Here is a 21,298-nt window from a genome sequence, read left to right on the forward strand (position 1 = left end):
GCGAGAGTGGTTGCCCACTTAAACAGCCACCCTCCGCCCCTTCGCACTGCTCAAACTTTGGGCAGTCGCTTGCTATTTTCGCCAGCGTGGTGCACACTCGCGGGCTTGAATTTGCGGGTTAACCCCAAGGTTTGCCCGCCAATTCGGAACCCCCGCTCTTTTCTTGTGGTGCCCCATGGCGGCTTACGCCTCGATCACGTCCTCTGTCACTAAGTTTGCGCTCACCGGCTTTGTGCTGGCGGCGTTGGCGACGGGGGCCGAGGCCCGCCGCGAGTGGTTCGGCACCGGAAAGCCCGCCCAGGAATCGATCGCACTGTCCGAATTGCCGGTTCAGGGCCAGCGAACCTACGAAGCCATCCTGAGTGGCGGCCCCTTCCGATACGAAAAGGACGGCACTGTATTTGGCAATCGCGAGCGTCTTTTGCCGCCGGCGCGGCGCGGTCATTACCGCGAGTACACGGTGGCAACACCCGGCTCGCGCGATCGCGGTGCGCGGCGCATTGTCTGCGGCGGTGAACAGCGCACGACACCCGAGGCCTGCTGGTATACGGCAGACCACTACGCGAGTTTCAGACGGATTGCACCATGAGCGATGACAACGACTTGAGCGGCGCCCCGAAGCGCCCCGAAGAAATGATGATGACTATGGAAAGACCAGCGGAGATGACCTTATCCCTTCGTGCCGTACGCCCGAACATCGTGCAATCGATTCGTGCGTTCCGCGTGAACGACCTGCAGGAAGCCGCCAACGCAGCGGGCCAGCACTTCCTGTACGCCAACCTGGGCAATGCCCAGACCAAGCAGGACGTTCTCGACCTCATCGCGCAGCAGTTCACCTTTCCGGCGCACTTCGGCAAGAATTTCGACGCGCTGTACGACTGCATGACCGACCCGTTGCATAAATCGGGCCCGCAGCCCGGTTTCGTCATCGTGCTCGAGCAGATTCCGGCCAACGCCAAGTTCGACAAGGAAGCACGCGAGCAACTGCTCGACATCTTCCGCGACGCCTCCGACTACTGGGGAGACCGGAAAGTCCCGTTCCGGTGCTTCTATTCTTTTCTGTAGCCCGTTCTGCACACACCAGCCAAGCAGAACGGGCGAACGAGGCTCAGCCGAACGGCGCAGCACTCGATGGCATCGAAATCAACGGCGGCACAGCTGCCGCGGCAACCGGCACGGAGCCGGAAGGCGAAAAAATGCCGACCGACAAACTGGTCGACGTTTCTCCGCTCGCATTGCGCATGAGCAGCCCCTTCAATGCGGGCTACTGGCTGGCGGCGGCTTAAAAGCCCCGCCTCCGGCGCGAGCAAAAAAGCCCGTTTCGACGGGCTTTTTTTATTTGGGCTCGGGGGGGACGGCCTGCGCCAAGGCCACGTATTCGGCCACTGGCACTTCCTCGGCCCGGCGCTGGGCGTCGAATTCGCCCGCAAAGCCATGCTCTTCGAGCCACCTGCCCAGGGTATGCCGCATGATCTTGCGGCGCTGGCTGAAGGCGACCTGCACGATCTCACCGAGCCGCGCGGCATCGACAGCCGGCGGCTGCGCCAGCGGCACCATCCGCACCACGGCGCTGTCGACACGCGGCGGCGGATCGAAGCTCTCCGGCGGCACGAACAGCACGTTTTCCATCTCGTAGCGCCACTGCAGCATCACGCTCAGGCGGCTGTAGTCGGAAGTGGCGGGCTTGGCGACCATGCGGTCGATCACTTCCTTCTGCAGCATGAAGTGCTGGTCGGCAATCAGGTGGGCGAAGCCCAGCAGATGGAAAAGAATGGGCGTCGAGATGTTGTAGGGCAGGTTGCCGACCACGCGCAGCGGCGTCGGAAACCGGGCGGCCAGCTCGGCGAAATCGACCTTGAGCACGTCCGACTCGATCACATCGAGCTGCAGATGGTCCCGCAGGCGCTTGGCCAGGTCGCGGTCGAGCTCGACCACCGTCAGGCGTCCGAGCCGTTCGACCAGCGGCTGCGTGAGCGCCGCCAGCCCCGGACCGATCTCGACCATGGCATCGCCGGGCTGCGGTGCGATCTCGTGCACGATCGCATCGATGATGCCGCCATCGGACAGGAAATGCTGCCCGAACCGCTTCCTGGCGATATGTGCCATCAGGACTGGGGCGCCTCGCGGTATTCGACGTAGGCGCGCGCGCGCACTTCCTGCACCCAGGTGGTGAAGGCTTCCTCGACCCGCTGCTCGCGCAGCACCGCGCGTGCGGCTTCGCGCTGCTCGGCCTGCGTGAGCTTGGATTCACGGCGGCCGACCACCTGGATCAGGTGAACGCCGAAGCGCGACACCACGGGGTCGCTGATCTGGCCCGGTGCGAGCCGGTCCATGGCTTCTTCGAACTCGGGCACGAACTGGCCCGGGCGCGACCAGCCGAGGTCGCCGCCTTCCTTGGCGCTGGCGTCCTGCGAGTTGTCGCGCGCCAGGCCGGCAAAGTCGGCCGAGCCGGCTTGCACGCGGCGCTTGAACTCGGCCAGCTGCGCCACAGCCTGCGCGGTGGTGCGCTTGGGATCGTTGAGCAGCAGGATATGGCGCACCTGGGTTTGCGTAACGGTCGCGTCTGTGGCGCCCAGCTGGGCCTTGGCCAGCACCTTCAGCACATGAAAGCCCGCGCCCGAGCGGATGGGGCCCGCAATGCCGTTGACCGGCACCGACTGGGTCGCTTCGACGAACAGCGTCGGATAGCGGTCGGCGGTGCGCATGCCGATGGCGCCGCCGTTGGCGCGATCGGGCGAATCGGAGTTTTCCTGCACCAGCTTGGCGAAGTCTTCGCCCGAGCGGGCACGCTGCGCGAGCCCCTGCGCCTTCTGCTGCAGCGTGGCAACCTGCGCATCGGTGGCGTTCTCGGGCACTGCGACGAGCAGCTGCGCGAGATTGATGTTCTGCAGGGCCGCGGCCTTGGTGGGCGAGTTGCGCTGGTCGCGCAGGTATTCGTCGGCTTCGGAATCGCTGACCTTGACCTTCGATTCGACTTCGCGGTCGCGCAGGCGCGTGAGCAGCAGCTGGTCGCGCAGGTCGTTGCGGAACTGGCGAGGCGTGATGCCTTCGGCCGCGACACGGCGGCGCAGTTCTTCGAGGCTGAGCTCGTTCTGGCGCGCCACGGTCTGCTCGGCCTGGTCGATCGCCACGTCGTCCACCTTGATGCCGTTTTCCTTCGCCAGCTGGAGCTGCGCGCGCTCGGAGATCAGGCGCTCGAGCACAAGGCGTGTGAGTTCAGCGCGGGGCACGCGCTCGGCCTCCGGGTTTTCGCGGACCAGGCGCGTGACGCGCGTCTGCACCTCGGTGTTGGTGATGGGCTCGGAATTGACCAGCGCAACGATGTACTCGGCCGAGCGCTGCACGGGCGCCGCAGCGGGAGGGGCAGCACTGCGCTGCACCGGAGGCGCAAGGCGCGGCCCCGCGCGCATGATGTCCGTGATGCCGCCGCCGGAACGCAGGCCCTGCGCGCCCGACGTTGCGGCCAGCGCCGCAAGGCAGCTCAGGGTAAGGATGGAACGGATGTGTTTCATGGCGTTGCTCAATCGTCTCAGTCGTAATTGGTGAAGCGGCTCGGTGCCTCGGTGGGCTCGCGAAGGGGCTGGTAGCGCTGGATGTTTTGCCGCAGGGCCTGCATGGGACTCGATCCGATGCTGGAAAATCCGACGAATTCAAGCTGGAACATGATGCGGGTGTTGGCCGTGACCTGCCCGGTGGTCACGCGCTGCAGCACCACGCGGCCGATCCAGCAGCAGCCGTCGTACTCGAAACCGAGCACGCCGTCCGTGAGTTTCTTGTCCTGCAGGCTGTAGTTGAGCCGGCCCACCGCATACCAGCGGCCGCCACCCTGGCCCTTGCCCGGACCGAGGTCCTTGCCCTTGTCGCCCCACAGGTCGTTGAGCGGCCATTGCCAGCCCACGTCGATCGACTTGTTGCCGTCGGTGGCGGTCGGGGTACTGGGCGCCTGGTAGCGGAATGCGGCGCTGAGGTTGTGATATGGCTCGGGGTTGTAGCGCGCGCTGATGGCCGAGCGCGTGGACCTTTGCGTGTCGGGGTTGTACTGCACGACGGTGTCCAGGCTCCACTTGGGCGTCCAGTTGATCTGCGCGCCCACCAGCAGGTCGCTCGCGCGGTCGGTGACAGGCACGCCGCCCGGCAGCGTGACCTTCTGGTCGCTGAAGCGCAGCCGCTGCGCAATGCCGAAGCGCGCCGCCTCGACGCCGGTGGCGGGGTCGATCAGGCGGGACGTCACGCCGAGCGTGAGCGTGTTGGTGTCGGAGATGCGGTCGTTGCCCGAGAACGCGTTCTCGGTATAGATGGTCGCAAAGCTGAAATCGTTGGCCGCCGAATCGTAGTTCGGCAGCATGCTCTGGTTGCGGTACGGCGTGTAGACGTAGTAAGCGCGCGGCTCCAGCGTCTGGCGGAAGGCACGGCCGAAGTAGTTCGCATCGCGCTCGAAGATCAGCCCGCTGTCGAGGCTGAAGGTCGGCACCGTCCGGCTGCTCGACGTCGGGAAAAAGTACAGCGAGTTCGGGTTGTAGGGCACGCCGTTGACGTACGTGATTCCGTTGACGGTGAGCTTCGGAACGTCCGCCTGCGGCAGGTAGTAGTTGTACGAAGTCGCATGGAGCTGCAGCTTCGGAATGATGAAGGAGCTCGGCGTGATGAACGGGCGGCTGATGGTTGCCTGCGCGAAGGCGCGGTCCCCGTCGGGCTGCGACTGCTGGTTGACGTCGAAGCCGGGCTGGCCGCTCAGGATGCTGTTGACCCGGAAGCGCGTGTAGTCGAGGTTGAGCCCCACGTCGAAGCCGTGCCAGTCGTACTTGGCATAGTTCGCGGTGATCTGCGGCATCCGGTCGTACGACGGCACGATCGGCGAGAGGTTGTATTGCAGCGTCTGGTAGCGCGTGGTGCGCAGAATGCCGCTCCAGTCGTCCTTGGCCCAGTTGAGCGACGCTTCGTTCGGCAGCTGGCGCTGCGCCAGCGTGGGCGTGCGCGTGAAGTCGCGCCAGTAGTCGTCGTCGCTGACCCGGTTGATGTTGATGTTGGCCGACAGCGAATCCAGGCCCAGCGCCTTGGCATTGAACTCCTGGTGATGGGTGCCCCAGATGCCCCAGCGCTTGCTGCTGTTGGGCGCCGCGGTCAGGTCCTTGGCCTGGATTTCTCCGTTGGCCAGCTGCTGGAGCTGGCTGGCGCGCAGCTCGTTGTAGCGCTGGCCCACCAGGCGGTCGCTGCCCATGAAGTCGAGGCGGATGGTGCCGTTGTACCCCTTCTCGAGATAGCGGAATTCCGAGCCCAGATTGAGCCCCCGCTTGCTCATCAGCGTGGGCGTGAACGTGGCATCCCGGTTGGGTGCGATGTTCCAGTAGTACGGCTGCGAAATCTCGATGCCGTTGGTGTTGTCGATGCCGATCGTCGGCGGCAAGAGGCCGCTCTTGCGCTCGCTGGACAGCGGAAAGCTCACGCTCGGCAGCGGCGGCGTGCTGATGCCCATGAAGCTCAGCCGCGCATTGGTGGCCACGCCGATGTTTTCCTCGGTGTCCGTGGTCATGGTGGCCGCGGTCAGCAGCCAGGCGGGCATCCAGCCCGGGTAGTCTTCGCGGCGGCAGGTGGTGTAGGTGGCGGTTCGGGCCACCGACACGCTGCTGTCGACGAAATCGATGCGCTGCGCCTCGCCGTGCCCGCCGGTGGCAAGAAAGCTGTAGCGCACGTTGTTGAAGAAGCCCTCGAAGGTCTCGAGCTTGAGTTCGAGCTCGGGGCCTTCGTACACGTTGCCGGCCTGGTTCACCCGCACGTTGCCGCGCGCCTTGGCGCGGTCGTCGGGCTGGTAGTACTCGAGCCGGTCGGCGGTGATGGCGACTTCGCCGCGCCGCAAGGTGGCGTTGCCCTCGACCACGGTTTCGAGGTCCTGGCGGCCCGACAGGCGATCCCCGGTGATCAGGCTCGGCAGTTGGCTGCGCTCCGCGGGGGGCAGTGTTTCAGTCAGTTGCGGCGTGCGCTTGAGCACCAGCGGGCCGTCGAGGCCGCCCGCCGGCTGCGCGGAGGCGCCGTGCGCGTGCAGCAGCGCCAGCGACAGCAACGCCAACGGCAGCGGCGGGCCGGAACGCCGCAAGGCAGCAGCACGTCGGCTCATCAAGCGCCCCGCCGCATCGTTCCGGAGAAGGACCGCAGTCTCCCCAAGGAGGGCTGCGAGTGCACAAGGTGCCAAACGTGGGAGCTTTGGATCGTAGGCATCGGTCAGGAACGAAGGATCGTCGGGAGGACGGCGCGGCAGGCCGGCAGGTTGCAGGGGCCGGCGGCAACTCTGTTCGACCAGGGAGGACCGCAGGAGTTGCCGCGCCAGGCGGATTTGTAGAATCGATTATCCATGACAGCACCCCCGTCCCCGGCCACCGAGCCCGCACCCCCTGCCAACCCCATTCTGTGGGCCGATCCGCAGCGCGCCGCGGTGTTCGAAGGCTGGCTGGCCGGCATTGCCGCCGCGCACCGCCTGCTGCCCGGCACCGTGCGCCTCGCATCGGCCGATGCGAGCTTCCGGCGCTACTTCCGCGTCGACGCCGCTGAGGCCGCTGGCACCCGCATCGTGATGGATGCGCCGCCCGACAAGGAGAACAGCGAGCCGTTCGTGCAGGTCGCCCGCCTGATGGCCGAAGCCGGCGTCACGGCGCCGCGGGTGCTCGAATGGGACCGGCCGAACGGTTTTCTATTGCTCGACGATCTCGGCCACCAGACCATGCTCGACGTGATCGATCCGGCCCAGCCGGACGCGAGCCGTCCGCTCTACGACCAGGCGATCGACGCGCTGATCCGCTGGCAACTGGCGTCCAGGCCGGGCGTGCTGCCGCCGTACGACAGGGCGCTGCTCGAGCGGGAACTGGCGCTTTTTCCCGAGTGGTACATCGGCCGCCATCGCGGCATTGCCGTCGAGGGCCAACTCAAGGAGCGGCTCGATCGCAGCTTCAAGCTCATCGTCGAGAGCAACCTGGCCTCGCGAAGCGTTTATGTGCACCGCGACTTCATGCCGCGCAACCTGATGGTCCGCAATGATGCAGACCTCGGCGTGCTCGACTTCCAGGACGCGGTCTACGGCCCCATCACCTACGACATCGCCAGCCTGATGCGCGACGCCTTCCTGAGCTGGGACGAAGAATTCGTGCTCGACATCACGATCCGCTACTGGGAGGCCGCCCGCAAGGCCAAGCTGCCGGTCGATCCGGATTTCGGCGCTTTCTATCGTTCCGTCGAATGGATGGGCCTGCAGCGCCACCTCAAGGTCGCCGGCATCTTCGCCCGCCTGACGCTGCGCGACGGCAAGCCGCGCTACCTGGCCGACACGCCGCGCTTCATTGCCTACATCCGCTCCACGGCCAGCCGCTACATGGAGCTGACCCCGCTGCTGCGTGTGATCGACGAAATCGAAGGCAGCTCGGCCATCACCGGCTTTGCCTACGGCAGGGTCTAGATGCCCCGCTTTCACTGCCCGGTGCCGCTGGCCGCCGGCGTCACACTGGCCCTGCCGCCCGGCGCCGCGCGCCACGTGCAGGTGCTGCGGATGCAACCCGGCGATGAACTCACGCTGTTCAACGGTTCCGGCGGCGAATACGCGGCCACGGTCGAGCGCATGGGGCGCAGCGACGTTTCCGTCACGGTCGGCGTCCACACGCCGGCGGAGCGCGAAGCTGCGCGCGCGGTGCATCTCGCGGTCGGCATGCCGGCCAACGAACGCATGGACTGGCTGGTCGAAAAGGCCACCGAACTGGGCGTCGCGAGCATCCAGCCCCTGGCGACCGCCCACGGCGTGCTGCGCCTTTCGGGCGAGCGTGCCGAGAAGAAGAGGGCGCATTGGGAAGCGATTGCTATTGCGGCGTGCGAGCAGTGCGGCCGCAACCGCGTGCCGGTGATTCATCCAGTGCGGTCTTTCTCGAGCCCCTCGGCGTGGATCGACGCAGCGGTAGGCAAAGAGGCGCTGCGCCTCATCCTGAGCCTTGCCGAAGGCACGCGCCGCCTGGCCGACGCCATTGAGTCGGCTCCGGCCGATCGAAGCGTGCTGGTGCTGAGCGGTCCCGAAGGCGGTCTGAGCGCCGCTGAGGAACAAGAAGCGCTCGCGTGCGGCTTTGCGCCGGTCACGCTCGGGCCCCGCGTGCTGCGCGCGGAAACCGCGGCACTCGCCGCGCTGGTATCGCTGGCCGGTCACTAGGCCAGCCCGCCCCGGGATGCAAGTTGCGGAACAATGCTTGCTTCACCCATTCATCACAACCAGAGAAGGATCTTCACGTCATGCTTCGCTCGCCACGCGCGCTCCGATTTGCGCCCCTCGCTCCCCTTGTGCTGGCCATGCTCTTCGCCACCCAGGGTGCGCAGGCTCAGAACACCGCCGTGGCGCCCACGCCCGCGCAAGTCGCTCCCGAGGTGGACAAGGTCTTTACCCAGCTGACGGCGGCACCTTCGATCCAGAAGCTGCTCGACGCAGTCAAGGCCGACCATGACCGCTCGATCGAAGACCTGAAGATGCTGACCGAGATCGAGGCGCCTCCGTTCAAGGAACAGAAGCGCGCTGAAGCTTTTCTCGCGCGCATGAAGGCTCTTGGCCTCACCGACGCGAAGATCGATGCCGAAGGCAACGTGATCGGCCTGCGCAAGGGCACCGGCAACGGCCCCAAGCTGCTCGTTTCGGCCCATCTCGACACCGTGTTTCCCGCCGGCACCGATGTGAAAGTGAAGGAGCGCGACGGCAAGCTGCATGCGCCCGGCATCGCGGACGACACGCGCGGCCTGTCGGTGCTGCTGTCGTGGCTCAAGGTGCTCAACGACAACAAGGTGCAGACGGTCGGCGACCTCCTGTTCGTCGCCAATGTCGGCGAGGAAGAACTCGGCAACCTGCGCGGCATGAAGGCCATCTTCCGCGACAACCTGGACATCGACGGCATGGTGGGGCTGGAGCCTTCGCCCGACGGCAACGTGCTGATTCTCGGCACCGCGAGCCACCGCTATGAAGTCACGTTCAAGGGACCGGGCGGCCACAGCTTTGCCGCCTTCGGTCAGGTGCCCAGCGCCATCCACGGCATGGGCCGCGCCATTGCCAAGATCGCGGAAGTGCGCACGCCCAGCTTCCCAAAGACGACCTTCACGGTCGGCACCGTGGGCGGCGGCACGTCGGTGAACACCATTGCACCCGACGCTCGCATGGCAATCGACATTCGCTCGGACGACATGGCGTCGCTGCTCGAAACCGAGAAGAAGATTCTTGCGGCCATCGACGAGGCCGTGGCCGAGGAAAACAAGCGCTGGAACGTGTCCACGCTGAGCGCCAGCAACAAGCTGATCGGCGACCGTCCCGGCGGCCGCACGCCGTCCGACTCGGTGATCGTGGAGGCGGCCATCCGCTCGAACACCGCCTTCGGCCACAAGACGCTGCTGCGCGGCGGTAGCACCGATGCCAACGTGCCGATGTCGTACGGCATTCCGGCCATCATCATCGGCGGCGGCGGCAAGTCCACCGGCTTTCATGCCTTGAGCGAATCGATCGACGTGACAGACGCATGGAAAGGCGCGCAGAATTCGCTCGTGACTGTGCTCGGCCTGGTCGGCGTGCAAGGGGTCAGCCCCGCATTGCTGCCGAAGCGCGCGGCGCGCACCAAGTAATTTGTCACACTGCGCGCTCGAAAGTGGGCAACCCCTTTCGCGCGCAGCCCATCGCGCTGGCGACAATGCCGGCAGTTCTGTCACACACCAAGGAAACGTCCATGGGAATGCTCGATTCGGTACTCGGCCAAGTGCTGGGAGGCGCTGCCCAACAGCAGCAGCCGCAAGGCGGCGGTATCGGCGGCTTGGGAGATCTCGGCGGCCTGGCCGGCGCGCTGGGCGGCCTGCTCGCCAACAATGGCGGCCAGGGTGGCCTGGGAGGGCTGGTCTCGAAATTCGAGCAGGCCGGCATGGGCGACGTCATCGGCTCATGGATTGGCAAGGGAGAAAACCAGCCAGTTTCCGGCGGGCAGCTGCAAGACGCGTTGGGCAGCGACACCATCGCCAGCATCGCTTCCAAGCTCGGCATCAATGCGCAAACGCTGCTGCCCATGCTGGCTGCCATGTTGCCCACCCTCATCGACCAGCTCACGCCGCAAGGCAAGGTGCCGGAGCAAGGCCTGGACACGCCGAACGATCTCCTGGGTTCGCTAAGCAGCCTGCTGCAGAACAAGCAGCTGTAAGCCAATTTGCTCATAGAAGTTCCGGCGCCCACGAGGGCGCTTTTTTTTGGCTGCCGCATTTCGACTGGCGCATCCGCGGCGAATCACGTAGAACCTCAAGCCTTCATGCCGCAACCTGCTTCCACCTTCTTCCGATGAACCGCAACCTCTGGCTGCTTGCCATCTGCCAGGGCTTGTTCCTGACCAACAACGTCACGTTCATTGCCATCAACGGCTTGGTGGGCCTGAGCATTGCGCCGCGCGGCTGGATGGCCACGCTGCCGATCATGGGCTACGTGGTGGGTGGTGCGCTGACCACCGGGCTGGTGGCACGCACGCAGCAACGCTTCGGCCGGCGCGGGTCGTTCCAGATCGGCCTGGCCGTCGGGCTCGGGTCGGCCCTGCTGTGCGCATTCGCGGTGATTTCGAAGAACTTCTGGCTGCTGTGCTTTGCCACGGTGGTGGCCGGCTACTACAACGCCAACGCCGGCCTCTACCGCTTTGCAGCCGCCGAACTCGCGGCACCGGCGTGGCGCGAGAAGGCGGTGTCGCTGGTGATGGCCGGCGGACTGATCGGCGCCGTGGCGGGGCCCAACCTCGCCACGGCCACGCGCGAAGTGTTCGCCGTGCCGTTCGCGGGGGCCTACATTGCGCTGGCGGCGGTGGCGTTGCTGTCGATGGCGGTCATGCGCTTCATTGAATTTCCACCCCCGCTCACGCGCCAGCAGGCGATGGGTGGAAGGACGTTGTCGCAGCTCATCCGCCAGCCGGTGTTCGTCGTGTCGGCCGCGGCGGGTGCATTGGGCTTTGGCGTGATGAACCTGCTGATGGCCGCCACACCCATTGCGATGCAGATCTGCAGCCTGCCTTTCTCCGATGCCGCGCTGGTGCTCGAATGGCACGTGATCGGCATGTTCGCGCCCGGCTTCTTCACCGGCCACCTGATCCGCCGCTTCGGTGCGCTGCCGGTGATGGGCGTGGGAGTTGCACTCAACTTCGGCTGCATTGCCGTCGCGCTCTCGGGTGTGGAGCTTCAGCACTTTCTCGTGGCGCTGTGTCTGCTGGGCGTGGGCTGGAACTTCCTGTTCACCGGCAGCACCACGCTTTCGCTCACCGCCTACACGGCGGAAGAACGAGACCGGGCACAGGGTGCACTCAACTTCTGTGTGTTCGCAACGGTGGCGCTGACCTCGTTCGCCTCGGGCGTGCTGGTCACGACGCAGGGCTGGCAGCTGTTGAACTACGGTTCGCTGGTGCCGGTGGTGCTCACGGGCGCGGGGCTGCTGTGGCTCGCAAAGTCTCGCCGGCGCGAGGCCGCCGCAAACGCCTGAACCCCGCTCAGCGGGGCGGAAAGCGCATGTCGACCCACTGCTGCAGCGCGGCGAACACGGGCCCGGCATCGAGGTCGTTGAATATCTCGTGGTACATGGCTTCGAAGCAATGCGCCTCGAGCATGCCACCGGCCGCGGCTGCCGCGGCAAAGGCACGGCTGGCGGCCGGCCTCACGAGATGATCGTCGCCCGCATACATCAACAGCGTGGGCACGGGCCAATGCGGCGCGGCCTGCTGGATGGCCGCCCCTTCGTGCGCGAGAAAACGCGCCAGCCGGCTGCCGATGCGGTCGTGCGTGAGCGGATCAGCGCGGTAGGCCCGCACGACGGCCGGGTCGTGCGAAAGAAATTTGTCGTCGAGCCCGTTGCCGACACGCAGGTTCGGCGCAATGCGCGGCAGCACCGCGAGCAGCGCCTTTTGTAGAGCGCTCAGGCCGGGATCGAACCCCGGGGACGACAGCACCAGCCCATCGACCGGCCGCACGCTGCGCGACACCAGGCTGGCCGCGACCAGCCCGCCCAGGCTGTGGCCCAGCAGCACCAATGGTAGGCCGGCGTTCTCGCGGCGAGCGTCGTCGATGACCAGCGCAAGATCTTCGACCAGCCGCAGCTCGCCCGGCAAACCGCCGCGTGCGCCCGACGATTCGCCGTGGCCGTGGTGGTCGTATGCCCACACCGCGAAATTCCATTCACGCAGGCGCGCGGCAAGCTGCGTATAGCGTCCAGCATGCTCGCCAAGCCCGTGCACCAGGACCACCACCGCACGCGGCGCGCCGGCTGCAGGAAGGCGGCGCAGCGCCAGCGTCTCGCCGTCCGGCGTGGACAGTGAAACGCGCTGCGGCGCAGTTCCGCTCAAGCGGCGGCCGGCTCCGCGGCGGCGGTGCGGTGCGCAGCCGGCAAGGCCGCAATCACTTCGGCCACGGCGGCCGTCAGCTTCTTGGCATAGGGCACATGCAGGAACTCGTTGGGGCCGTGCGCATTGCTCTTCGGGCCGAGCACGCCGCAGACCATCATCTGCGCCTTGGGGAAGCCGGCGCTCAGCATGTTCATCAGCGGAATGGTCCCGCCCTGGCCGATATAGCCGCACGACGCGCCGAAGTGCGCCTGCGAAGCCTTGTTGAGCGCGTCTTCGAACCAGGGCGTGATCGTCGGCGCATTCCAGCCGGTGGCGCCGCCGCCGCTTTCGAAGGTGACACGCGCCTGGTAGGGCGCGTTGTCCTCGAGCAGCGCCTTCAGCTTCTGCACCGCCTCGGCCGCATCGACCAATGGCGGCAGGCGCAGCGAGAGCTTGAACGCGGTATAGGGGCGCAGCACGTTGCCCGCATCCTTCAGCGCCGGAAAGCCTTCGGCGCCGGTGACCGACAGCGTAGGCTTCCAGGTCCGGTTGAGCAGCGCCTCGACCGGGTCGGTGGTGGTCGGCAGCGCGAACATGGTCGAGCCGCCGCAGTCGTAGTGCGCCCAAGGAAAGCGCTTGTAGACCTCTTCGCCAAGGATGGCGGCGGTGGCCTTGGCCTGCGCCAGGCGGTCGGCCGGCACTTCGCAATGGAAACTGGCGGGCAGCAGGCGGCCGGTGACGCTGTCTTCGAGCCGGTCGAGCACCTGCCGCATGATGCGGAAGCTCGAGGGCACCAGGCCCGACGCATCGCCGGAGTGAATGCCCTCGGTCAGCACCTCGACCTTGAGCGTGCCGCTGGCCATGCCGCGCAGCGACGTGGTGAGCCACAGCTGGTCGTAGTTGCCGGCGCCGGAGTCGAGGCAGATCACCAGTTCCACATTGCCGAGGCGCGGGCGCAGCGCATCGACGTACGGCAGCAGGTCGTAGGAGCCGCTTTCCTCGCAGGTTTCGATGATGCCCACGATGCGCGGATGGGCCGCGCCCTGGTTCTTCAATGCCTGCAGCGCGGCAACGCTGGCGTAGACCGCATAGCCGTCGTCGGCGCCGCCGCGGCCGTAGAGCAGGCCGTTCTCGTACTTGGGCGTCCAGGGCCCGAGGTCGTTGCGCCAGCCGGTGAATTCGGGCTGCTTGTCGAGGTGGCCGTACATCAGCACGGTTTCGCTCATGTCGGTGCCGGTGGCCGGCACTTCGAAGAACAGCACCGGCGTGCGGCCTTCGAGCCGCACGATTTCCAGCTTCAGGCCTTCGACCTTCTGCGCCTCGACCCAGGCGGCCGCGTTGCGCAGCACCGTTTCCAGGTAGCCGTTGGCCGACCAGTCCTTGTCGAAGCCCGGCGACTTGGCGGGAATGGCGATGTAGTCGGTGAGCTGCCTGACGATGTCGCCGTCCCATTGGGCGGTGACATCGGAGAGGGCGCGCTCGGCGTCGAGCGTTCCGGCGGGCATTTCGCGGTGCAGGGGGGCGTTCATCGGTGGGTTCTCCGCGGGGGTGACGAAAAATCGCATTTTGCGCCTCGCCGCAACCCCGCGTAGAGTGCGGCGTTCTCAACCCGGAGCGCAATGTGAGCAAGGCAACATCGACTCGGACGCAGGCGAATATCAAGGTGGGCATCGGCGGCTGGACCTACGAGCCCTGGCGGGACAACTTCTACCCCAAGGGGCTAGCGCACGCAAAGGAGCTGCGCTATGCGAGCCGCAAGGTCAGCGCCATCGAGATCAACGGCACCTACTACAGCACCTTCAAGCCAGAGACTTTTCGCAAGTGGCACGACGAGGTGCCCGACGACTTCATGTTCTCGATGAAAGCCTCGCGCTTTTCGACCAACCGCAAGGTGCTGGCCACCGCGGAAGACTCGATCAAGCGCTTCATCGACAGCGGCGTGAGCGAGCTGGGCGACAAGCTCGGGCCGATCGTCTGGCAGTTCATGCCCACCAAGCAGTTCGATGCCGAAGACTTCGAGGCCTTTCTGGAGCTGCTGCCCAAGAAGGAGGGCAGCCGCGTGCTGCGCCACGTGATGGACGTGCGGCATGAGAGCTTCATCACGCCCACCTACCGGGCGCTCGCGAAGAAGCACAAGGTGTCGACCGTGTTCACCGACGCCGACAAGTTTCCGTCGTTCGAGGAGCCCGAGGGCGACTTCGCCTACGCACGGCTCATGATGGCCGACGCCAAGCTCAAGACCGGCTATGCGCCGAAAGCGCTCGACAGCTGGGCCGAGCGTGCGCAGCAATGGGCCGAAACGCCCAAGAAGCGCGACGTGTTCGTCTATTTCATCAACGGCGCCAAAGAAAAAGCACCGGCCGCGGCCGGTGCCTTGCTGGAGCGCCTGGGTTGGAAGCCGCCCGAAGAGGCGGCCTGACAGCTAGGAGTCAGATATGGATCAGGTGGCCGATTGCAGCGACTGCTTGGCGCCGAAGCTGATTTCGCCCGAGAGCTGGCCGCCTTCTTCGATCACGATCTTGCCGTAGCGGATCTTGCCGGTGACCTTGCCGGTCGAATGGATCACGAGCTTTTCGCGCACCGTGAGGCTGCCGTCGAAAATGCCGCGGATTTCGGCAATGTCGATTTCGGCCGAGCCCTTGAATTCGCCCTGCTCGGCGATCTGCATCAGGCGCGAGTCCATGGTGGCCTCGACAAGGCCTTCGACCACGAGCGTGTCGCAATCGGTGATCTCGACGCCCTTGAGCTTGATGTTGGGGCCGACGGTGAGCTTGCTGCCGCCTTCCTTGGCGGCGGGAGCGGCCGCCGGAGCCAGGCCGCCTTGCTGTGCGGTGAGGGAAGAAGGGTTGACGGGCGAACCCGAGAGATTGGTACCCGAGCCCACCAGCGGCGCGGGGCGGGAGGTCAACGAGTCGGTGTCACGATCACGCTTGCCGAAAAATGGGGACTGTGTAGCCAAAGGGGAGCTCCTCAACAAAGGGGCTATCGTAAGAACCACTCCACGGCCTGCGGCACTTCATTGCGCAAGAAACGTAACTGAATAAATCCCGCCGCATTGGACAATGCCCCCTTCCGTGACCTCCTGGCTCGCAAGATGACCCGATCGAACACCGCTCCCGCTGCCCGGACCCTGGCTATCTCCTCGACCATCGACGCGCGCTTCGACAAGCCGGCAAGCGGCTGGCGGCGCCGCTTGTTCACCGTGATCTTCGAGGCCGACACGCGCGCCGGTCTGCTCTTCGACCTGGCGCTGATCGCCGTCATCGTGACCAGCGTGCTGGTGGTCATTCTGGACAGCGTGCAGTCGATCCGCGACCAGTGGCGGCCTCTGTTCAATGCGTTCGAATGGGGCTTCACCATTCTCTTCACGCTCGAATACATCGCGCGGCTCGCCTGCGTGAACAAGCCGATGCGCTATGCGCTGAGCTTCTATGGAGTGATCGACCTGCTCGCGCTGCTGCCAACGTACCTGGTGGCGTTTGCGCCCGAGCTCGCCTACCTCATCGATGTGCGCGTGCTGCGGCTTTTGCGTGTGTTCCGCATCTTCAAGCTGTCGCGCTACTCGGTGGAATACCGCGCGCTGGTCTCTGCCGTGGCCGCCAGCCGCCGGAAGATCACGGTGTTCGTCGGCTTTGTGATGCTGGTGGTGCTGGTGATGGGCACGCTGATGTACGTGGTCGAAGGCCCGGTGCACGGCTTCACCAGCATTCCGGTAGCGATCTACTGGGCCATCTCGACCATGGCTACCGTGGGTTTCGGCGACCTGGTGCCCAAGACCGATCTCGGCCGCGCCATTGCCTCCGTGATGATGCTGCTGGGCTGGGGCGTGCTGGCGGTGCCGACGGGCATCGTCACTGCCGAGATGGCGCGGCGCGGTCCGGGCGACGATGAGGCGCCGGTGGCGTTCGCGCCGCGGGGCGTGCTGGCGATGACGGCGCCCTCGGCGCCAGCGGTTCCCGCGCGGCGGCTTACGCCTGCTGCCAGACGGCGCGCCCTTGCGCAGCATCGTCGAGGCGGGCGATGAAGGCGTTCGCGTCGGGCTCGGGCAGCGCGAACGTGAAGTCCACCGCATCGCCGTGCCGCACGTCCACCAGCGCGGCGCCGTCCGCCGCGGCAATCTCGCGCCGCACGAGTCCTTCGAGCGCATAGGGCACGGTGCATTGCAGCAGCCGCTGGCGCACCAGCGGGACCAGCGTTGCGCCGACACAAGCCTGCGCAACCGCATCGGTGTAGGCCCGCACGAGACCGCCCGCGCCCAGCTTGATGCCGCCGAAGTACCGGACCACGGTGGCGAGCACGCCCTCGAGTTGCTGATGCCGCAGCACCTCGAGCATCGGCCGTCCGGCCGTGCCGCCCGGCTCGCCGTCGTCGTTGGCCGCCGATTGGCCGCCTGCCATCAACGCCCAGCAGACATGCGCCGCGGCAGGGTGTTCGTTGCGCAGCGCCGCCACCACGGCGAGCGCAGCGGCGCGGTCGGCCACGGGCTGCACGCAACCGATGAAGCGGCTCTTCTTGACCAGCAGGTCGCTGTGCGCCGGTTGCGAGAGCGTGAAGCTCATGGGGCCGCCGTGTTCGTTCTTGCGAGGCGCGAAAGCGCTCAGCGCTCCCGCTCGAACTTGAACACCGCCGTGCTCGCGCGCGCATTGGGCAGCCAGCGCACGCTGCGGCCTTCCTGCACGCCGAACGCGTCGAGCACGCGCAGGCTGTTCTTTTGCGCCAGCACTTCAAAGTCCTTGAACGTGCCGACGCGGATGTTGGGCGTGTCGTACCACTGGTAGGGCAGGCGGCGCGTCACCGGCATGCGGCCGCGCGCAATGCTGATGCGGTTGGGCCAATGCGCAAAGTTGGGGAAGGCCACGATGCCGATGCGGCCCACGCGCGCGGTTTCGCGCAGCATGACCTCGGCATTGCGCAGGTGCTGCAGCGTGTCGATCTGCAGCACCACGTCGAAGGTGGCGTCGTCGAACACCGCCAAGCCCTCGTCGAGGTTCAGCTGGATCACGTCGACGCCGCGGCGAATGCACTGCAGCACGTTGCCATCGGCAATTTCCACGCCGTAGCCCGTGCAGCCGCGCTCGCGCTGCAGCAGGTCGAGCAGGGCACCGTCGCCGCAGCCGAGGTCGAGCACGCGCGCGCCCTCGGGCACCAGGTTGGCGATGAGGCGCTGGGTTTCGATATCGCTCATTGGGCGGCACTCCCTTCAGCCTCGGTTTCGAGGGCCACGCGCTCGAAATAGGACCGCACCACGCCCATATAGCGCACGTCGTCGAGCAGAAACGCGTCGTGCCCGTGCGGCGCATCGATTTCGGCGTAGCTCACGTTGCGGCGGTTATCGAGCAGCGCCTTCACCAGTTCGCGGCTGCGTGCCGGCGAAAAGCGCCAGTCGGTCTTGAAGCTCACGAGCAAAAACTTGGCGGTGGCCTTCGCAAGCGCAGCGCTGAGGTTCCCGCCGTGCGCGCGTGCCGGGTCGAAGTAGTCGAGCGCGCGCGTGATCAGGAGGTAGGTGTTGGCATCGAAGTACTCGCTGAACTTGTCGCCCTGGTAGCGCAGGTAGCTTTCGATCTGGAACTCGATTTCCTGCGTGGAGTATCGGTAGTCCTGCGCTGCCTCGCCTTCGACCGCGCTGCGCAGGATGCGTCCGAACTTCTCGTTCATGACGTCGTCGCTCAGGTAGGTGATGTGGCCGATCATTCGCGCAATGCGCAGGCCCCGCTTCGGAATGACGCCGTGCTCGTAGAAGTGGCCGCCATGGAAGTCGGGGTCGGTGACAATGGCACGTCGCGCCACTTCGTTGAAGGCAATGTTCTCGGCCGTGAGGTTGGGCGCGCTGGCCACCACCACGGCGTGGCGCACGCGGTCCGGGTACTGCAGCGTCCACGACAGCGCCTGCATGCCGCCGAGGCTGCCACCCATCACGGCCGCAAGCGTGCGAATGCCGAGCGCGTCGAGCAGCACGGCCTGGGCGTCGACCCAGTCCTCGACCGTGACCACCGGAAAATCGGCGCCGTAGATGCGCCCCGTGGCCGGATTGGTGTGCATCGGACCCGTCGAGCCGAAGCAGGAGCCGAGGTTGTTCACGCCGATCACGAAGAAGCGGTTGGTGTCGACCGGCTTGCCCGGGCCCACCATGTTGTCCCACCAGCCTTCGGACTTGGCCTGGCCTTCGTAGACGCCGGCGACATGGTGCGAGGCATTGAGCGCATGGCACACCAGCACCGCATTGCTGCGCTCGGCATTCAGGGTGCCGTAGGTTTCGTAGGCGAGCGTGTAGCTGCCGAGCGACGCGCCGCTGCGCAGGGCCAGCGGGCCCGCGAACTGCATCGACTGCGCAGAGACGACCAAAGAAGTTGACGACATCAATAAAAAACCCGGCCTCGCCAAAAACGAGCCGGGTTGTTCGCCAACTGACTGTCTTTAGCTGAATTTATAAAGCGCCCGCAAGCTGAAGCAAATCGGCGCAGCCGGCAGTATATCGCTCTGCTGCATTACCAGCCGATGATCATCACGATGCCGAGCACCAGGAAGATCGCCGCCGAGATGCCGTGCACGAGCGTGATCGGCACGCGCTTCACCAGCTTGTCGCCCAGCCAGACCACGGGCGCATTGGCCAGCATCATGCCGAGCGTGGTGCCCGTGACCACCCAGATGTAGGCGTCGGTGAACCGGGCGGCGAGCATGACGGTGGCGATCTGGGTCTTGTCGCCCATTTCAGCCAGGAAGAACGCAATGAGCGTGGTGCCGAATACCCCGTAGTGCGACGCCGCGGGCGCGTCGTCTTCGTCGAGCTTGTCCGGAATCAGCATCCAGGCAGCCATGGCGATGAACGAGCCGCCCAGGATCCAGCGCAGCACGTCGGGGCCGAGCCAGTGTGTGATCCAGTTGCCGACGGCGCCGGCCAGGGCATGGTTGACGATGGTGGCAACGAAGATCCCGAGCACGATCGGCCAGGGCTTTCTGAAGCGGGCAGCCAGCAGCAGGGCCAGCAACTGGGTCTTGTCGCCCATTTCGGCGAGCGCGACCACGCCGGTTGCAACGAGAAAAGCTTCCATGAGAGCAGGGGTTCCTTGGGCCGAAGGACGCAATTGACCGTGCAACACCTTCGGCCAAATTCCCGAAGTTGCACGGTCAAAGGTCTCGCCAGGTGAATCACTGCACGCGCCATGTCCCGTGTGGGGCAGGACAAGTCTGTTGACGCGGGCCCTTCTCGTGATGGAAGGCGGCTACTCCCCAATGACGGAGCGGATTCTACCTGCGGCTTTGCGGCCCCTTCGGCGCCGTTCTTGTAAGCGGGCGCTAGCTTCTTTTAATTTTCGGAGGCCCTACAGGAAGCAGCAAATTCCTGCTTGCATTTCGTGTATTTCACCCATAATGCACGAGCCTCCCTCTTCATTTTGCCGGGGCGGCAGTTCGGTGATCGGTCAGTTTCGCGCGACTCGACAGCTCTTGGTTGAGTGATGCTTTCGGGACTCCATCGCTTTTCTTGATGTGTTTATAGGAGTCCCTTGATGGGCAACAAACTGTATGTCGGCAACCTGCCTTACTCGGTGCGCGACGGTGATCTCGAACAGGCTTTCGGACAATTCGGCTCGGTGACCAGCGCCAAGGTCATGATGGAACGCGACACGGGCCGCTCGAAGGGCTTCGGCTTCGTCGAGATGGGCAGCGACGCGGAAGCGCAAGCAGCAATCAACGGCATGAATGGCCAGCCCCTGGGCGGCCGCAGCGTCGTCGTCAATGAAGCACGCCCGATGGAAGCACGTCCCCCGCGCAGCGGTGGTGGCGGCTACGGCGGCGGCGGCGGCGGTGGTGGTTATGGCGGCGGTGGTGGCGGTGGCTACGGCGGCGGTGGTGGTGGCGGCTACGGTGGTGGCGGCGGCGATCGCAGCGGCGGTGGCGGCCGTTCCGGTGGTGGCGGCGGCTACGGCGGTGGTGGTGGCCGTAGTGGCGGCGGCGGTGGTGGTGGCGACGGCGGTTTCCGCAGCCCCTACGGCGCCGGTCCCCGTGGCGGCGGCGGTGGCCGCTCCGGCGGTGGCGGCGGCTACGGCGGCGGCAACAGCGGCTACTGAGCCCTGCATTCCAGGCACACAGGCAAAAGGCTCCCGAGGGAGCCTTTTTCTTTGGTGCTCGCGAAGAATCCGCTCGCGCAGCCTTGCCGAGAGCCCCGGCAGTTCAGCTTTCGCCGCTGCGCTTCTTGCGCGCCCGGCCCTGCACGGCGCGGTCGAGCACGGCGTTCGGCAGCATGCGCATGAGCTTGGCGACAACACCCATCTGCCAGGGAATCACGCGGTAGCTGGTGCCGGCCTCGATGGCGCGCAGCGCCTGGTCTGCAAAATCTTCCGCCTTCATGAGAAAGGGCATGCCGTATCGGTTGCCCTGTGTCAGCGGCGTGTCGATGTAGCCGGGGCAGAGGGTGACGACCTTGACGCCGCTGTTGTGCAGCTCGCCGCGCAAGCTCTCGCAGTACGCGACCACGCCCGCCTTGCTGGCGCAATAGGCGCCATGTCCCGGCAGGCCGCGTATGGCCGCGACGCTCGCGATGCCGACCAGCCGGCCGCTGCCGCGCTGCCTCATTGCCGCCACAAAAGGATGGAAGGTGGCCATCAGGCCGACGTTGTTGGTGGCAAAGGTTCGCGCCATCACGTCGATGTCTTCCCGCTCCGTGGTGTCGATGCCCACGCTGATGCCGGCGTTGGCAATGACCACGTCGGGCAGGCCCTGGCGCTCGATGCATGCGGCGCCAGCGGCCAGGATGCTGTCGGTCTGCGCCACGTCCGCGCTATAGATCCGGTAGCTGGCCGGATCGAGATTGCGGGCGTTCGCCCAGGTTTCGATTTCCGCGGTGCGCCGCGCCACCAGCGCCAACCGGTAGCCGGCGTGGTGAAAGCTGGCGGCCAGGGCCTGGCCGATGCCGCTCGATGCACCGGTGATGAAGACCAACGGGGACGCAGTCATGGGTGCGGGCGGCTTCC

21 protein-coding genes and 1 riboswitch are annotated in these 21,298 nt (G+C 66.0%); of the genes, 10 read left to right on the plus strand and 11 right to left on the minus strand.

The window, feature by feature from the left end:
• The first annotated feature begins 175 nt into the window (after window positions 1–175).
• Window positions 176–589 carry a ribonuclease domain-containing protein gene (locus V9L20_RS15700; RefSeq protein WP_337297294.1) on the plus strand — a complete coding sequence of 138 codons (414 nt, stop codon included), beginning with the start codon at window positions 176–178 and terminating at the stop codon, window positions 587–589.
• A 50-nt stretch (window positions 590–639) separates the two neighbouring features.
• Window positions 640–1,065: a barstar family protein gene (locus V9L20_RS15705; protein WP_086012221.1), complete on the plus strand. Its 426-nt coding sequence runs from the start codon at window positions 640–642 to the stop codon at window positions 1,063–1,065.
• A 270-nt stretch (window positions 1,066–1,335) separates the two neighbouring features.
• On the opposite strand, the gene rsmA is transcribed toward V9L20_RS15705, so the two are convergent.
• From rsmA to V9L20_RS15720, 3 genes are read right to left on the minus strand one after another with little or no spacing between them, the layout of a single operon-like run.
• Window positions 1,336–2,106, minus strand: a complete 771-nt coding sequence (gene rsmA, locus V9L20_RS15710; RefSeq protein ID WP_337297295.1) for a 16S rRNA (adenine(1518)-N(6)/adenine(1519)-N(6))-dimethyltransferase RsmA — start codon at window positions 2,104–2,106, stop codon at window positions 1,336–1,338.
• Entirely contained in the window at window positions 2,106–3,512 is a 1,407-nt protein-coding gene (locus V9L20_RS15715; protein ID WP_337297296.1) for a peptidylprolyl isomerase, read from the minus strand. Before V9L20_RS15715 ends, rsmA begins: the two co-directional genes overlap by 1 nt.
• Window positions 3,513–3,529: 17 nt before the next feature.
• Window positions 3,530–6,112, minus strand: a complete 2,583-nt coding sequence (locus V9L20_RS15720; protein WP_337297297.1) for an LPS-assembly protein LptD — start codon at window positions 6,110–6,112, stop codon at window positions 3,530–3,532.
• A gap of 234 nt (window positions 6,113–6,346) precedes the next feature.
• Here V9L20_RS15720 and V9L20_RS15725 point away from each other — a divergent pair, with 234 nt between their 5' ends.
• The 5 genes from V9L20_RS15725 to V9L20_RS15745 all read left to right on the plus strand — a co-directional run bounded on the left by V9L20_RS15725 (window position 6,347) and on the right by V9L20_RS15745 (window position 11,494).
• Window positions 6,347–7,441 (plus strand): aminoglycoside phosphotransferase family protein, encoded by a 1,095-nt coding sequence (locus V9L20_RS15725; protein WP_337297298.1) that lies wholly within the window; start codon window positions 6,347–6,349, stop codon window positions 7,439–7,441.
• Window positions 7,442–8,176: a 16S rRNA (uracil(1498)-N(3))-methyltransferase gene (locus tag V9L20_RS15730; RefSeq protein WP_337297299.1), complete on the plus strand. Its 735-nt coding sequence runs from the start codon at window positions 7,442–7,444 to the stop codon at window positions 8,174–8,176.
• Between the two features lie 80 nt (window positions 8,177–8,256).
• Complete coding sequence (locus V9L20_RS15735) at window positions 8,257–9,621, plus strand: M20/M25/M40 family metallo-hydrolase (RefSeq protein ID WP_337297300.1); 1,365 nt, start codon at window positions 8,257–8,259, stop codon at window positions 9,619–9,621.
• Between the two features lie 101 nt (window positions 9,622–9,722).
• On the plus strand, window positions 9,723–10,184 hold the full coding sequence (locus tag V9L20_RS15740; protein ID WP_258503097.1) for a YidB family protein: 462 nt from the start codon (window positions 9,723–9,725) through the stop codon (window positions 10,182–10,184).
• A 134-nt stretch (window positions 10,185–10,318) separates the two neighbouring features.
• Window positions 10,319–11,494, plus strand: a complete 1,176-nt coding sequence (locus V9L20_RS15745) for an MFS transporter (RefSeq protein WP_337297301.1) — start codon at window positions 10,319–10,321, stop codon at window positions 11,492–11,494.
• Window positions 11,495–11,501: 7 nt separating this feature from the next.
• On the opposite strand, the gene V9L20_RS15750 is transcribed toward V9L20_RS15745, so the two are convergent.
• Together V9L20_RS15750 and V9L20_RS15755 are read right to left on the minus strand one after the other, a co-directional pair.
• Window positions 11,502–12,350, minus strand: coding sequence for an alpha/beta hydrolase (locus V9L20_RS15750; RefSeq protein ID WP_337297302.1), 849 nt, complete (start codon window positions 12,348–12,350; stop codon window positions 11,502–11,504).
• On the minus strand, window positions 12,347–13,858 hold the full coding sequence (locus tag V9L20_RS15755; protein WP_337297303.1) for a M20 family metallopeptidase: 1,512 nt from the start codon (window positions 13,856–13,858) through the stop codon (window positions 12,347–12,349). Before V9L20_RS15755 ends, V9L20_RS15750 begins: the two co-directional genes overlap by 4 nt.
• Window positions 13,859–13,950: 92 nt before the next feature.
• Between V9L20_RS15755 and V9L20_RS15760 the strand changes: the two genes are divergently transcribed.
• Entirely contained in the window at window positions 13,951–14,748 is a 798-nt protein-coding gene (locus V9L20_RS15760; protein ID WP_258503101.1) for a DUF72 domain-containing protein, read from the plus strand.
• 21 nt (window positions 14,749–14,769) lie between these two features.
• Here V9L20_RS15760 and V9L20_RS15765 read toward each other — a convergent pair whose 3' ends face one another.
• The gene (locus V9L20_RS15765) at window positions 14,770–15,288 is read right to left on the minus strand and encodes a bactofilin family protein (RefSeq protein WP_258503102.1); all 519 of its coding nucleotides are present in this window, start codon (window positions 15,286–15,288) and stop codon (window positions 14,770–14,772) included.
• A gap of 135 nt (window positions 15,289–15,423) precedes the next feature.
• Between V9L20_RS15765 and V9L20_RS15770 the strand changes: the two genes are divergently transcribed.
• On the plus strand, window positions 15,424–16,353 hold the full coding sequence (locus V9L20_RS15770) for an ion transporter (protein WP_337297304.1): 930 nt from the start codon (window positions 15,424–15,426) through the stop codon (window positions 16,351–16,353).
• Here V9L20_RS15770 and V9L20_RS15775 read toward each other — a convergent pair.
• The 4 genes from V9L20_RS15775 to V9L20_RS15790 all read right to left on the minus strand — a co-directional run bounded on the left by V9L20_RS15775 (window position 16,298) and on the right by V9L20_RS15790 (window position 19,378).
• Window positions 16,298–16,888 carry an IMPACT family protein gene (locus V9L20_RS15775; RefSeq protein ID WP_337297305.1) on the minus strand — a complete coding sequence of 197 codons (591 nt, stop codon included), beginning with the start codon at window positions 16,886–16,888 and terminating at the stop codon, window positions 16,298–16,300. The two genes, V9L20_RS15770 and V9L20_RS15775, sit on opposite strands and share 56 nt — an antisense overlap.
• A 38-nt stretch (window positions 16,889–16,926) precedes the next feature.
• A complete protein-coding gene (metW, locus tag V9L20_RS15780; RefSeq protein WP_337297306.1) occupies window positions 16,927–17,514 on the minus strand; it encodes a methionine biosynthesis protein MetW in 588 nt (195 codons plus the stop codon).
• Window positions 17,511–18,686, minus strand: coding sequence for a homoserine O-succinyltransferase MetX (gene metX, locus V9L20_RS15785; RefSeq protein ID WP_337297307.1), 1,176 nt, complete (start codon window positions 18,684–18,686; stop codon window positions 17,511–17,513). The genes metW and metX overlap by 4 nt, the downstream gene beginning before the upstream one ends.
• Window positions 18,687–18,814: 128 nt before the next feature.
• Window positions 18,815–19,378, minus strand: a complete 564-nt coding sequence (locus V9L20_RS15790; RefSeq protein WP_258503108.1) for a TMEM165/GDT1 family protein — start codon at window positions 19,376–19,378, stop codon at window positions 18,815–18,817.
• Window positions 19,379–19,387: 9 nt separating this feature from the next.
• Window positions 19,388–19,571: riboswitch (yybP-ykoY riboswitch) on the minus strand.
• A 263-nt stretch (window positions 19,572–19,834) separates the two neighbouring features.
• On the opposite strand from V9L20_RS15790, the gene V9L20_RS15795 reads away from it, so the two are divergent.
• Window positions 19,835–20,395 (plus strand): RNA recognition motif domain-containing protein, encoded by a 561-nt coding sequence (locus V9L20_RS15795; protein WP_337297308.1) that lies wholly within the window; start codon window positions 19,835–19,837, stop codon window positions 20,393–20,395.
• A 103-nt stretch (window positions 20,396–20,498) separates the two neighbouring features.
• On the opposite strand, the gene V9L20_RS15800 is transcribed toward V9L20_RS15795, so the two are convergent.
• Entirely contained in the window at window positions 20,499–21,281 is a 783-nt protein-coding gene (locus tag V9L20_RS15800; protein WP_337297309.1) for an SDR family oxidoreductase, read from the minus strand.
• Between the last annotated feature and the right edge of the window lie 17 nt (window positions 21,282–21,298).

This window comes from Variovorax sp. CCNWLW225, from assembly GCF_037204045.1.
Taxonomy (GTDB): domain Bacteria; phylum Pseudomonadota; class Gammaproteobacteria; order Burkholderiales; family Burkholderiaceae_C; genus Variovorax.